At 39.0% G+C, this 13,749-nt stretch carries 12 protein-coding genes and 3 tRNA genes; 7 read left to right on the top strand and 8 right to left on the bottom strand.

The window, feature by feature from the left end; translation table 11 throughout:
- Positions 1 to 101: 101 nt before the first annotated feature.
- A complete protein-coding gene (gene glpK / locus ACLCEG_RS09320; protein ID WP_086496931.1) occupies positions 102 to 1,610 on the bottom strand; it encodes a glycerol kinase GlpK in 1,509 nt (502 codons plus the stop codon).
- A 373-nt stretch (positions 1,611 to 1,983) separates the two neighbouring features.
- On the opposite strand from glpK, the gene ACLCEG_RS09325 reads away from it, so the two are divergent.
- Positions 1,984 to 3,315: an MFS transporter gene (locus tag ACLCEG_RS09325; protein ID WP_410567253.1), complete on the top strand. Its 1,332-nt coding sequence runs from the start codon at positions 1,984 to 1,986 to the stop codon at positions 3,313 to 3,315.
- 116 nt (positions 3,316 to 3,431) lie between these two features.
- Complete coding sequence (locus ACLCEG_RS09330) at positions 3,432 to 3,854, top strand: hypothetical protein (RefSeq protein WP_004699645.1); 423 nt, start codon at positions 3,432 to 3,434, stop codon at positions 3,852 to 3,854.
- 22 nt (positions 3,855 to 3,876) lie between these two features.
- Here the strand turns inward: ACLCEG_RS09330 and ACLCEG_RS09335 are convergent, their stop codons facing one another.
- On the bottom strand, positions 3,877 to 4,545 hold the full coding sequence (locus ACLCEG_RS09335; RefSeq protein WP_410567255.1) for a class I SAM-dependent methyltransferase: 669 nt from the start codon (positions 4,543 to 4,545) through the stop codon (positions 3,877 to 3,879).
- Between the two features lie 256 nt (positions 4,546 to 4,801).
- Positions 4,802 to 5,650 (bottom strand): bifunctional methylenetetrahydrofolate dehydrogenase/methenyltetrahydrofolate cyclohydrolase FolD, encoded by an 849-nt coding sequence (gene folD / locus ACLCEG_RS09340; RefSeq protein ID WP_016140185.1) that lies wholly within the window; start codon positions 5,648 to 5,650, stop codon positions 4,802 to 4,804.
- A gap of 152 nt (positions 5,651 to 5,802) precedes the next feature.
- Between folD and ACLCEG_RS09345 the strand changes: the two genes are divergently transcribed.
- Positions 5,803 to 5,876 (top strand) — tRNA-Cys (locus ACLCEG_RS09345).
- 11 nt (positions 5,877 to 5,887) lie between these two features.
- Positions 5,888 to 5,973, top strand: a tRNA-Leu gene (locus tag ACLCEG_RS09350).
- 101 nt (positions 5,974 to 6,074) lie between these two features.
- Here the strand turns inward: ACLCEG_RS09350 and ACLCEG_RS09355 are convergent.
- Positions 6,075 to 7,838, bottom strand: coding sequence for an alkaline phosphatase D family protein (locus ACLCEG_RS09355; protein ID WP_410567257.1), 1,764 nt, complete (start codon positions 7,836 to 7,838; stop codon positions 6,075 to 6,077).
- A 196-nt stretch (positions 7,839 to 8,034) separates the two neighbouring features.
- On the opposite strand from ACLCEG_RS09355, the gene ACLCEG_RS09360 reads away from it, so the two are divergent.
- Positions 8,035 to 8,120: transfer RNA gene (locus ACLCEG_RS09360), tRNA-Leu, on the top strand.
- A gap of 417 nt (positions 8,121 to 8,537) precedes the next feature.
- Here the strand turns inward: ACLCEG_RS09360 and ACLCEG_RS09365 are convergent.
- From ACLCEG_RS09365 to rlmE, 4 genes are all read right to left on the bottom strand, one after another.
- Positions 8,538 to 8,852 (bottom strand): DUF5713 family protein, encoded by a 315-nt coding sequence (locus ACLCEG_RS09365; protein WP_004699637.1) that lies wholly within the window; start codon positions 8,850 to 8,852, stop codon positions 8,538 to 8,540.
- A 128-nt stretch (positions 8,853 to 8,980) separates the two neighbouring features.
- Entirely contained in the window at positions 8,981 to 9,832 is an 852-nt protein-coding gene (gene folP / locus ACLCEG_RS09370; protein WP_410567259.1) for a dihydropteroate synthase, read from the bottom strand.
- 133 nt (positions 9,833 to 9,965) lie between these two features.
- Positions 9,966 to 11,861: an ATP-dependent zinc metalloprotease FtsH gene (gene ftsH / locus ACLCEG_RS09375; RefSeq protein ID WP_025469076.1), complete on the bottom strand. Its 1,896-nt coding sequence runs from the start codon at positions 11,859 to 11,861 to the stop codon at positions 9,966 to 9,968.
- Between the two features lie 134 nt (positions 11,862 to 11,995).
- Complete coding sequence (gene rlmE, locus ACLCEG_RS09380; protein ID WP_000235573.1) at positions 11,996 to 12,646, bottom strand: 23S rRNA (uridine(2552)-2'-O)-methyltransferase RlmE; 651 nt, start codon at positions 12,644 to 12,646, stop codon at positions 11,996 to 11,998.
- A gap of 199 nt (positions 12,647 to 12,845) precedes the next feature.
- Here rlmE and yhbY point away from each other — a divergent pair, with 199 nt between their 5' ends.
- Positions 12,846 to 13,169: a ribosome assembly RNA-binding protein YhbY gene (gene yhbY / locus ACLCEG_RS09385; protein ID WP_004699631.1), complete on the top strand. Its 324-nt coding sequence runs from the start codon at positions 12,846 to 12,848 to the stop codon at positions 13,167 to 13,169.
- A 15-nt stretch (positions 13,170 to 13,184) separates the two neighbouring features.
- The gene (locus ACLCEG_RS09390) at positions 13,185 to 13,721 is read left to right on the top strand and encodes a DOMON-like domain-containing protein (RefSeq protein ID WP_039253004.1); all 537 of its coding nucleotides are present in this window, start codon (positions 13,185 to 13,187) and stop codon (positions 13,719 to 13,721) included.
- Positions 13,722 to 13,749: the final 28 nt, after the last annotated feature.

Consider the following 13,749-nt stretch of genomic DNA (forward strand, 5'->3'; position numbering starts at 1 on the left):
TTGATGAAACAACAATCTAAAAAGTAGAATAATCAAATTTGAATTAGCAAACCTTTAGCCATTAATTGATTACTCTACAATTTAATTAATTTAAGAAAAAATCAATCCTCAGCCCAATTTTGACTACGCTTAACCGCCTTAAGCCAACCTTTATAAATCAGCTCAGATTGTTCAGCAGACATTTTTGGCTCAAATACCTTTTCTATGGCAGATTTATTTCTTAACTCATGAAGATCCTGCCAAAACCCTGTCGCCAAACCTGCAAGGAAAGCTGCACCCAAAGCAGTTGTTTCTTTCATTATTGGGCGTTCTACTGGTGTCGCTAAAATATCGGCTTGAAATTGCATCAAGAAATTATTTTCCGTTACTCCACCATCAACACGGAGAGTCCGAAGCTCTTCTTCGGCATCTTGCTGCATGGCATCAAGTACATCTCTTGTCTGGTAAGCAATGGACTCTAAAGTTGCACGAATAATATGTTCAATGCTGGCTCCACGTGTCAGACCAAAAATTGCCCCACGCGCTGTTGGGTCCCAATACGGTGCACCTAATCCGGTAAAAGCAGGAACTACATATACACCATTACTGTTTTTTACCCGTGTTGCATAAAGCTCAGAGTCTTTAGCGTTCTTAATGACCTTTAATTCATCACGTAACCACTGTACACAAGAGCCACCATTAAATACGGCACCCTCTAAAGCATAGTTCACCTCACCACTCGCACCACATGCAATAGTTGTGAGTAATCCATGCTCTGAACGGACAATTTTTTTACCCGTGTTCATAAGTAAAAAGCAGCCAGTACCGTAAGTATTTTTAGCCTGCCCTGCCTCAACACACATTTGACCAAAAAGCGCAGCTTGTTGATCACCTGCAATTCCAGCAATTGGAATACCGACTTCTTGCCCACTAATGGTATGTGTATATCCATAAACCTCAGATGAACTTCGTACCTCAGGTAACATTGCTTTAGGGATATCTAAGGCCTGTAAAAGCTTTTCATCCCATTCAAGCTTTTCAATATCAAACAGCATAGTTCGTGAAGCATTGGTAAAATCAGTGACGTGAACACCGCCATTGGTTAATTTCCAGATTAACCATGTATCCACCGTACCAAACAACAACTCTCCTCGCTTAGCACGTTCACGGCTTCCTTCAACATGGTCTAAAATCCATTTAATTTTTGTGGCCGAAAAATAAGGATCAATGACTAAACCCGTTGTTTTACGGATATATTCTTGCCAACCTGCTTTATGCAATTGATTACAAATTTCAGTCGTCTGTCGGCTTTGCCAAACAATTGCATTGTAAATCGGCTTGCCTGTTTTTTTATCCCAAACAACTGTAGTTTCGCGCTGGTTTGTAATGCCAATTGCCGCAACTTGTTCACTCTTAATACCAGCTTGAGCCAATGCCTCTACCCATACCGCACTTTGTGTTGCCCAAATTTCCATAGGGTCATGCTCAACCCAACCCGGCTGAGGATATATTTGAGTAAATTCTTTTTGAGCAATACTGACAACATTTGCATCATGGTCTAAAACAATTGCTCTTGAGCTTGTTGTTCCCTGATCAAAAGCAACAATATATTTTTTTGGGCAATTTGACATCTGAATGTCCCTTTCATTATCTACACACATCTAGTTCACAATGCTAAGACATTATGTCCAACTGTATTTATTTAAAATTTTCTTTGGAATATATCATTATTTTTAAGGGATATAGGTTTTCTTCTTCCAAACATTGCTCATTCTTTATCAGTTTTTACTAATTGGGAAAAAATAACAGCCCAAAGACTCGGATAAGGTCACAAAAACCAGTTGGTCGACTGATTTGAAATTACATAAATATTCAACTTATTCCTTCGCTTAAATAATAAACATTGTTTTACAGACATAAAAAAAATAAAGTGAAATACTCTTCTAGATAATATGAAAAATCAGAATAAATCTTCTCTTTTTTAGCATTCAACCCAAGCAAAACATGGAGCGAATCATGGTTGATCAACCTTCTACCGCAACACCTCCACATTCTAATTTAGATACAAAAACTCGTCTAAAATCAATTTTGGGCGGTTCTGCCGGTAACCTTGTCGAATGGTACGACTGGTATGTATATGCCGCATTTACGCTCTATTTTGCTCATGCCTTTTTCCCAAAAGGAAGTCAAACAGCTCAACTCCTACAAGCAGCTGCAATTTTTGCAGTAGGTTTCCTTATGCGTCCTATCGGCGCATGGATTATGGGGATTTATTCAGACCGTAAAGGACGTAAGGCGGGTCTTACACTTTCCGTTACTTTAATGTGTGTTGGCTCTCTACTGATTGCAGTTACACCATCTTATGAAAGCATTGGTGTATTTGCCCCATTACTTCTGGTTGTTGCACGTTTAATACAAGGTCTAAGCGTAGGCGGTGAATATGGCGCAAGCGCTACTTATTTAAGTGAAATGGCAGAAAAAAATCGGCGTGGTTTTTTCTCAAGCTTTCAATATGTCACTTTAATTGCTGGACAGCTCACTGCCTTGTGTGTACTCCTCATTTTACAAATGGTACTTACCGAACAACAATTGCATGATTGGGGATGGCGTATTCCATTCTTTATTGGCGCTTTACTTGCGATTGTGGTGTTCCGTATTCGTCGTGGCTTATTAGAAACTCAATCTTTTAAAAATGCTCAAGCTGAAAAAGACCAACCACAATCGGGCATGTTTGCTTTATTTAAACACTACCCTAAAGAAGCATTCACCGTATTATTCTTAACTGCTGGTGGTACTTTAGCTTTCTATACTTACACGACCTATTTACAGAAATATTTAGTGAATACTTCTGGTTTTTCTAAACCTGAAGCTACTCAAATTACCACTTTAGCGTTATTTATTTTCATGTGTCTACAACCTGTAGCAGGTGCTTTATCAGACCTAATTGGTCGAAAACCTCTTATGATTTTCTTCGGAATAACAGGTGTTTTATTCACATATATTTTATTTGATGCACTGGCAAACACACATAACTACTGGACAGCATTTTGGTTATGTTTTGGAGGTCTAGTAATGGTGACTGGCTACACTTCAATTAATGCTGTAGTGAAGGCCGAACTTTTTCCTGCTCATATTCGCGCTTTAGGAGTAGCTTTACCCTACGCGATTGCCAATACTTTGTTTGGTGGCACAGCAGAGTTTTTCGCATTAAGTTTCAAAGAGGCTGGACATGAGTCTTGGTACTTTATTTATGTCAGTGTCATGATTTTCATTTCATTGCTGATTTATATTTTTATGAAAGACACTAAGCATCATTCAAAAATTAAAGAGCATTAATATTTTACAATTAGAGCCAATATCGTCAGTTAATATTGACTCTAACCAAGAGAATAAGCACAAACAACCCTTCTATTTTATGAGATACTTCATATAAGAAAATAAGGACGATACTGATGAACAAAAGTATTTTATGTTTGGCATTAAGTAGTATGTTTATTTTAACTGCTTGTCAGACTACACCTCGACAATATAATGGTTCAACTGGCTATCAGATTGAAAACCAAACTAAAACTTCAGCGACTTTAGCTTATACTTTAGCTGGTCGTAGTAACCAGCAACTTGATGAGCGTAAATTACAACGTGCTTGCCAAAATGTGTTAGGTGCTCAGAAAGTTTATAAATTATCAATTTTAAGTGTCAATGAAATTCCAAACCCTGCTAAAGATGAGCAGTATGGAATTAAATTGGGTGAAACTCGTGCTTCTTTCGGTTTATCAAACACACCAAGTTTAAATAATGGTGAAGATTATGCGACTCGCCAAGCACTTGAAGCTCGCCCAAGCACATTAAAAGTGGTTCGTTATACTTGTTCATAAAATAAAAAAAGACGCTGTTCTTTTACAGCGTCTTATAAAAACTTACATTTCTAAATTCTCTTGCTTCATCCAGGTCTGGCCACGTAGTAGCACTTCTTTCTTCAATTTTTTCATATTTTGGATGACTAAAATTTTTAACTCGGCTATCTGCTACCCAAACTTCTGGTGCAAACTTTAAGAACTCATCTAAAAAGAAACGATTACATTGGTCATATAAAACATCAGCAGCCAAGAGAACATCAACTTGTTCAGCTTTATATAAATCGTCCAAATATTCGAGTTCTACACTATTAAGCAATGCATTTTCACGGCAAGCATTTAGACTAATCTGATCAATGTCACAGCAGATTACTCGTTTTGCTCCTGCCATTTTTGCAGCAATAGCGACTACACCAGAACCCGCGCCAAAATCTAATACCACTTTATCTTTAACATGGTGCGGCTCTGCAAGTATCCACTGAGCCATCGCCAAACCTGATGCCCAACAGAAAATCCAATACGGCGTGTCATTCCAAATACGACGAATAACTTCATCATCTAAACGATCAGTCGGGAAAACTGGCGGAATCAACCATAAAGAGATTGGAGTTTCAGGCAACTGTTGTGCCATTAATTCACAATGAGGAATCACTTCATGTAAGGCTTGAAGTAAATGTTCAGGTGCGTTGGTCAGTTGAAAGGTACAGCTCATCAGATTTCTTTTAATTCATTTTTATAACAAGCATAACAGAGTCATTCCATTATGATTTGGATTTTTACCTTAACCTTCGGTTGGACCTACTTTTCTTTCGGGAAAAGTAGGCAAAACCATTGTCATCCGTAAAACTCGGCAGATACTCTCTAGAATCGAAAGCATCGCAGAAACATTAAATTTTTAACGTATTTCTGCCTCAAACAATTGCGGATGACGGTTACGCGTATCAAATAACAGCCTAGCGTTAATTAAATTAACCTAAAGCTTTTTCAGCAGCTTCTACAGTTTGACGAATCAAAGTTGTGATTGTCATTGGACCAACACCACCCGGTACTGGTGTATAAGCAGAAGCAATTTCTTCAATACCTTGTAATTGAATATCGCCAACACCACCACCATCACGAGGATGGAAACCAGCATCTACAACAACTGCACCTTGTTTAATCCAGTCTTTTTGAATAAGTTCAGCTTTACCTACAGCACCAACAATAATGTCAGCTTGTTTTACAAGCTCAGGTAAATTTTGTGTACGTGAATGACAAATCGTTACTGTTGCATTTGCTTGTAACAACATCATTGCCATTGGTTTACCTAAAATTGCTGAACGGCCAACTACAACTGCATGTTTGCCGGCAATTTCAATATTGTTTTCTTTGAGAATCGTCATAATGCCAGCTGGAGTTGCTGAACCGTACGCAGCTTCACCCATTGCCATACGACCAAAACCAAGGCAAGTTACGCCATCAACATCTTTTGCTAATGAGATTGCATCAAAACATGCACGCTCATCAATTTGTGCAGGAACTGGATGTTGTAAAAGAATACCATGAACATCTGGATTGGCATTTAGCTTTTCAATTTCAGCTAACAATTGTTCTGTTGTCGTTTCTTGTGGTAATTCGATTTTTAATGAATCCATACCTACGCGGCGGCAGGCATTACCTTTCATACGTACATAAGTTGCAGATGCACCGTCATCCCCAACCAAAATAGTCGCCAAAATCGGGGTACGACCTGTTTTTGCTTTTAAAGCTTCAACACGTACCGACAAATTTTCTTCAATTTGCTTTGCTAATGCACGACCGTCTAAAACCAATGCCACAGCACATCTCCAAGGTAGACATGAATTTAATGTGCCAATAATACATGATAATTTCGCTAATTTTATTCTAGATGTTGTTTTTATGTGCATCTTCGCTCAAAACGGTATTGTTTTTTTCGTAAAGGTTGCTAATATGTGCATCACCAAATGTAGGCGGGGTGGCAGAGTGGTCATGCAGCGGACTGCAACTCCGTGGACGCCGGTTCGATTCCGACCTCCGCCTCCAAATTTGGTAAAGCCCGGGTGGTGAAATAGGTAGACACAGGGGATTTAAAATCCCCCGCCCACAAAGCGTGCCGGTTCGAGTCCGGCCCCGGGCACCATCTTCAAGTACTGAATATGGTGTCATAAAGAATCCAGCGTAAGCTGGTTTTTTTATATCTAAAAAAAGGGCTACATATGTAACCCCCTATTCTTTTATGCTTTAAGCAGTCTTCTGATCTTGCTTTAAAGGCGTCAAATTCAGATCCAATACAATATCATTTTGCCTGCTTGAATCCACTTGATATTCAGCATTCTTAATTGAATCTAAAAATACCCACTCTGAATGAACTTGTGCCTGATCGAGAGTAACGAGCAAGTATCCGCGTTGATTTAAATTACAATAGACCAATTCATCAATCAATGTAGTAAACGCAAACTCAAACTGCTGTAACTGTGCCAATGGAATACTTAAATATTTTTCTAAGCCAGGAGACGATACAGAGCTCGTCGCCAGTTCAACACCTACATATTTTCCTTTTTGGCTATATAAGTAAGATGCCCATGCGTTGTGTGTATCTCCCGCAAGCACAATCATCTTTTTATTAAGCTCTGCCAATTTATCGTATACAAACTCTCTTTCAGCATAGTAACCATCCCAAGCATCTAAATTGTAGGGTGCAACCGTCATAATCCTTGCTTTTTCTTGGGCTGTTAATGTCGGATCATTTTGTTGTAAACGAAGTTTTAAAGTGACCAACTCGGTAATTTGTGCGTTCATTTGAGCAAGAGTGTCAGGAGACGCTCCCCCTGAAGTAATTTGCCCTAAAGACAACAATAACTCAGCCGGAATCCACATTTTACTCATTAAGACTTGCTGCCCCACCACATTCCATGTTGCAGTAGATTGCTTTAATTTATCGACCAACCAATCTCTTTGCGTATAACCCATTAAAGTACGCGCAGGATTTGTTAAATCTGCTTGAAATTTTGGAATATCTAAGCCAGAGACTGTCATATAGTCCGCATATTCAAGTTGCTTGTCACGCGCAATAATGCGTGTATCTAGCATAGTGAGTTGGACAAGTGAGCCAAAGTTAAACTGGCGATAAATATTTAAATGGTCAGAACTAGAAACTGGACGAATCGGCATCCATTCAAAATAAGCTTGCAGAGCAGCTAATTTACGATCTGAGAAAGACCCTTCGTTACTTTGATGGTTTTCCGCACCATCACGCCAAGCATCGTTCGCTAACTCGTGATCATCCCAAATTACAATAAAAGGATGGCGTTGATGAGCTGCTTGTAAATCTTTATCCTGACGATAAAGTGCATAGCGTTTGCGATAATCATCTAATTTAATAATTTCTTTATTATTGTCAGCAGGTAACGTACGACCTAGCTTTGCAGCATCTTCTGTTGCATAACCATCTGCCCCATACTCATAAATATAGTCACCTAAATGAATAATGACATCGACGTTTTGCTTTGCCATTTCACGATAAACATAAAAGTAACCCGCAGGATAGTTTGAGCAAGAACATACTGCAAAGCTTACTTTATTGGTCGATGTTGGTAATGTTTTCGTCTGCCCTACTGGTGAAACCTTACTACCAAACTTAAAACGGTAGTAGTACACCGTATCTGGTTGTAAACCAGCTGCATCAACTTTCACTGTAAAGTCATCAGTTTTGCTTGTTTCAACCATCCCCGTCTTTAAATTTTGTTTAAACTGATTATCAGTTGAAATTTCCCACACAACTTTTAAGCGTACCCCGGAGTCTGCAGGTGTCAGCCGTGTCCATAAGATGACTTTATCCTGCAAGGGGTCTCCACTTGCGACACCATGAAGAAAATCTGCTTGTATTTGCGGACTTTCATCATCGGAACCATCATTACAACCAGTGAAAGCAACAGGCATAGATAAAGCCCCAAAACCGAGTAGACTTTTTTGAATTAATTCTCGGCGTGAAATTTTCTCTGACATAAAATTCTCTAAGTTTTAAGCAATGAGTGCTTTAAACTTAAGTACATAAGATGAACGTCTGATCTCAGTTTGATGAACAAATCATGACACAAACTGGTTAATTTATATAAATACCGACAAGAACTGATTGAAAATAAAGCAAACTCTCTGTTTTTCTCTTGCCAATCGCGCACTTGTCCTCTATTATTGCGCACATGCCCGGGTGGTGAAATAGGTAGACACAGGGGATTTAAAATCCCCCGCCCACAAAGCGTGCCGGTTCGAGTCCGGCCCCGGGCACCATTTTCAACTATTGAATTTGGTGCTACAAAGAATCCAGCGTAAGCTGGTTTTTTTATGTCTGATGAAAATAAAAATTATGATAAAAACAATCATATTTATTTCCACCCTACTTTTTATATCGATTGCAGATGCCGAAGATATATTTAACGGCACAATCTTATTTAAAAATAATGATTGGCACTTTATACATTTCTCTCTACTCAGGATGACTACCTAATCAAAACATCTCAAGATGTAATTACTCAATTAAAAGCATTACAACATAAAAAGACAACCTATTGAATAAGCGTATTAGCAGATGTGAATGAGCAGCAAAATGGACATTTAATTTTAGAAATTAAAAAAATAGATAAGGTACATTTAAAAGCATCATGTCATTTATTAGAGGCGATTGAAAATTTTGAGAATCGAGAGTAATTACCACTCTCGATTCATAACCAGCTCTTCCATTTCAAGATCTAAAAATCCTGCATCTTGAACTACCATCATCATTGCCTCAGCAATGTAATCGGCAGCACTATCATCAAGCGATGAATCCAGATCTTCAAACTGCGGTTTCATTTCATTAATTTCATTTACAGTCTGATGAGCATATCGATAAACATCTTGATCGGCTAAAGCAGGCTTTTGAACTTTTTTAGCAAATTGTTCAATAAGCTGCTTAAGTTCAGCGACCAAAATATCTGGATAATATTCATCATCAAACATCGGGAGAAGTAGGTCTTCGAACATACAAAAGATTACACAACAGCAAAAACTTGCCGCTTATAACATATTTTCACAAAAATCACGAGATTTTTACCCGACTCCTCATCCACCTTTATGTGATACACAGACATCTAATTCAATAAGAATACACTTTATGCCTGCTGCATAGCCTGCCAAACTAAAACAGCCTCATGCATCGCTTTCACATCATGTGCTCTTACAATCGACGCTCCTTGCTGAATACTCAACAAATGCCCAGTAACACTTCCTACAGCACGCTGATCAGCAGCTGCACCTTTTAAAGCCTCCCCGATAAAGCGTTTACGAGAAAGACCAGATAAAATTGGATAGCCCAATTCATTAAGTTTCCAAAATTCTTTTAATAGTTTTAAATTCTGCTGTGCATTTTTTGCAAAACCAAATCCAGGATCAATAATAATATTATGCTGTTGAATTCCAGCAGCTAGAGCATCATCAATGCGCTGTTGCAGCTCCTGCATCACATCTAACGTTACATCACTATATTGATCTAACTGATTCATTGTGGTTGGCTCACCACGCATATGCATAATCACTACAGGTATATCTAACTCTGCTGCGGTCTTCAATGCATTAGGGCGTGTTAGAGCGCGTACATCATTCCAAATATGCGCCCCTACTGCTTTTGCTGCACGAATCACCTCTGGCTGGCTCGTGTCGATTGATAAAATAACATTATGCCGAGATAAAACTTCAACTACAGGTACCACACGGCGTATTTCTTCTTCTATTGCCACTTCTGAAGCACCAGGTCGAGTAGATTCACCACCAATATCAATAATAGTCGCGCCTTGTTCAATCATACTAAGCGCGTGCTCAACCGCTTGGTCTAATTGGTTATGTTTACCACCATCGCTAAAAGAATCCGGTGTAACATTTAAAATACCCATAACATGTGGCTGAGATAAATCTAGTTGAAGCTGTCCACACTGTAAAATCTGCTTGGGTAAAGATATTAACTGCATAAAAAGCTCCGGTTCAAAATCAGGTGATATTTTAGCAAGTCTATACTTTACATGCTGTTGATTTCTTTTCAGCTTTAGCCGAATTTAAAACAAATAAAAAAGCCACATGAATGTGGCTTTTTTATTAATTAACTTAATTCATCGCTGGTAATGGCGGTGGAGTAGATGGACCATCTTTCGGGGGTTCAAATGCCGATACCGGATTTTCAGCAATATAAACTTTAGGTGGTTGAGGCTCGCGACCTTCCATGATGTCACGGATTTGCTCACGATCAATAGTTTCCCATTCCATCAACGCTTTAACCATAGCATGTGCGATATCTTTATTATTTTCCAAGATATCACGAGCAACTTTATATTGTTCATCTAAAATACGGCGTACTTCCTGATCAACCTGTTGTTGAGTTGCTTCAGAAATTGTGCGGCTACCTACGTTACCGAAGAATCCATTTTGATTTTCATCTTCGTAAACCATAACACCCATTTTGTCAGACATACCGTACTTCGTAACCATCGCACGAGCCATTTTCGTAGCACGCTCAAAGTCATTTGAAGCACCAGTCGATTGCTGCTGAATAAAGACTTCTTCAGCAATACGGCCACCAAACAAAATTGCAATTTCATTTAACATTTTGTCTTTATAGTGGCTAATCTGATCTTGTTCAGGTAACTGCCAAGTTACACCTAAAGCCCAACCACGCGGCATAATTGTTACTTTATGCACAGGGTCAGTACCCGGTAAAATCTCAGCAACAATTGCATGTCCAGCTTCATGATAAGCTGTTGCGCGGCGTTCTTCTTCACGCAGAACCATTGATTTACGTTCTGGCCCCATATAGATCTTATCTTTTGCATCTTCAAAGTCATGCATATCGACAGTGTTCTTATTACGGCGAGCAGCAAACAAGGCAGCTTCGTTTACAAGGTTTGCCAACTGAGCACCTGAGAAACCAGGTGTACCACGTGATAAGACTTTAACATCTACACCAGTCACTGAAGGTAACTTTTTCAAATGTACATTCAGGATTTGCTCACGGCCACGGATGTCCGGTAGACCTACCATAACTTGACGGTCGAAACGGCCTGGACGTAACAAAGCTTTATCCAACACATCAACACGGTTAGTTGCAGCAATAACGATTACGCCTTCATTACCTTCAAAACCATCCATCTCTACGAGCATTTGGTTTAAGGTTTGTTCGCGTTCGTCATGTCCACCGCCAGTACCTGAACCACGGTGACGACCTACTGCATCAATCTCATCAATAAAGATGATACATGGTGCATGACGTTTTGCTTGTTCAAACATATCACGGACACGGGACGCACCCACACCCACAAACATCTCAACAAAGTCAGAACCAGAAATGCTGAAGAATGGAACTTTTGCTTCACCAGCAATTGCTTTAGCTAATAACGTTTTACCAGTACCTGGAGGACCAACCATAAGTACGCCACGTGGAATTGTAGCGCCCAAGCGTTTGAACTTTGCAGGATCTTTTAAGAAATCTACAATTTCTACAACTTCTTGTTTAGCTTCATCACAACCGGCGACGTCAGCAAAAGTCACTTTGATTTGGTCTTCAGAAAGCATTTTTGCTTTTGACTTACCAAAACTCATCGGACCATTTTTACCGCCTGCACCACCACCCATGTTACGCATAAAGAACATGAATAACAGAATGATTAACAGTACAGGGAAACTAGCAATGAGAAGTTGCATCAAAATGCCTTGACGTTGTGGTGCTGTGCCCTCTACAACAACATTTTGCTTGTTTAAGCTTGGCATAAGTTCAGTGTCTTCAACTTGTGGACGAACAGTTTCAAACTGAGATCCGTTAGTTTTTTCACCACTAATATTTAAACCGTCAATCGTGACTTGCTTAATTTGGCCAGCATTCACCGCTGCAACAAAATCTGAATATTTCATTGCAGAAGGCTTATTGCGGTCACTGATATTACTGAAAATTAAAATCAGAACACCCAGTATTATTAGCCACAATACGGCATTCTTGAAGTAATCGCTCAAAGCTTTATTCCCATATCGATCTAATTTGATCATGCCTAATCTTGGCCGATCTTCTTAAAAACAGCAATTGTCTTGCTTGCGGATAACCTAAAAGATACAAAATGCACAATTTTTAGGAGCTTGGCAAGTAAACTTTATTGCAATGCTTTCTTACGCCCTTGTCCAACCAAAAAAACTTCTTTAGATCGTGCCCGAGAAGCTGCCGGTTTTGCTGTTTTTAACACATCAAAACTATCAACGACTTGTTTACGAAACTCATCAAATCCTGCGCCTTGGAACACTTTAACAACAAATTGTCCATTTGGACCCAAGACTTTTTGAGCAAAGTCTAAAGCAAGTTCACACAAGTAAATCTGTCGAGGTTGATCAACAGCCCTATTACCTGATGTATTGGGGGCCATATCAGAAATTACAATGTCTACTTGTCTTCCATTTAAAATATTTAACAATTTTTCAAATACTGCTTCTTCTCTGAAGTCGCCTTGTAAGAAAGTGACATCCGGCAAAGCATCCATAGGTAAAATATCGGAAGCAATAACCAACCCCTTGCTACCAACAAGTTTCCCAGCAATTTGCGACCAACTCCCAGGAGCCGCTCCCAAATCAACCACTGTCATGCCTGGCTTGATCAACTTATATTTTTCTTGAATTTCAAGAAGTTTATATGCTGCTCGTGCACGATATCCTTCCTTTTGTGCTTTTTTTACAAAAGGATCGTCTAGATGTTCCCTCATCCACGCACGACTACTTTTAGACAATTTTTGGTTTGTAATGCGTGTTGCCATAACTCACTAAATATCAAAAAAACTTCTGATTGCTCATTGTACGTGAAAATTACTCTCATTACAGTACGGATGTAACGTAATCTCAATAACTTTTACAGTTTTTTTCCAATAATGTTGATCGATTATTTATACAGTTTTTCGTACATTTGATTTTAAGTTTTTTGCTATACTAAGTCGTTTTTAAAATCAGGTATTTTTAATGGCCGCTTTATCTATTCATGAACGTAAACGTTTACGTCAAATTGGTCATGTGCTTAATCCGGTTGTCATGATTGGTGGACAAGGCTTAACAGATGCTGTAATCGAAGAAACTCTTCGTGCTTTGAATGATCATGAACTCATCAAAGTAAAAGTTGCTGGCGAAGATCGTGAAGCTCGTGCTGCTGTAATCGATGCAATTGTCGAAGCAACTGGTGCTGAAGCTGTGCAAAAAATTGGTAAAATTGTTTTACTTTACAAAAAAGCAGCTAAACAGAACCAACACTTATCTAACCTTGTTCGTCACGCTCACTTAGCAAACTAATTTATTGACTACTTTATGGCAAGTTACGAACTTTCAGCTTTTGATCGTTTTCATGCTGTTTCTGTTGTTGGCGCAATTGAACAGCAAACCCCACATACATTAAATGTGGGTTTTTGGATTCGTGATCCAAACCAACTTATTATCTGGCCTCAAGAAGTTGCGGCTCATCCCCGTCAAGATTTTTTGTGGGAAGAGACTTGTTTTGAGATTTTTATTGGCGTGCATGGTGAAGATTTCTATCGGGAAATTAATCTTTCTCCTTCTCAAGCATGGCAAACTTATCAGTTTGAAGAATATCGCTATCCGGAAAGCATGCCTCCCCTCGTTGCTTACGATATCGAGCTCAATCATCTCAAGCGTACTCACTACGGCTTAAATGTAAGTCTTGATTTAGGTCAGTTTATGCAGCAGCATCATTTAAAATGGGCAAACCTTTATTTAGGTTTAACTGCTGTTTTAAAGACTAAAGATGGTATGCAGTACTATGCAATGCAGCATAGTGGACAAAATGCTGATTTTCACAATAAACGTGATTGGCTCCATCAGTTTTAAAAATAAAAAAGCGAGAAATTGATTCTCG

The organism is Acinetobacter sp. H1(2024) (assembly GCF_046557555.1).
Lineage (GTDB): Bacteria > Pseudomonadota > Gammaproteobacteria > Pseudomonadales > Moraxellaceae > Acinetobacter > Acinetobacter seifertii.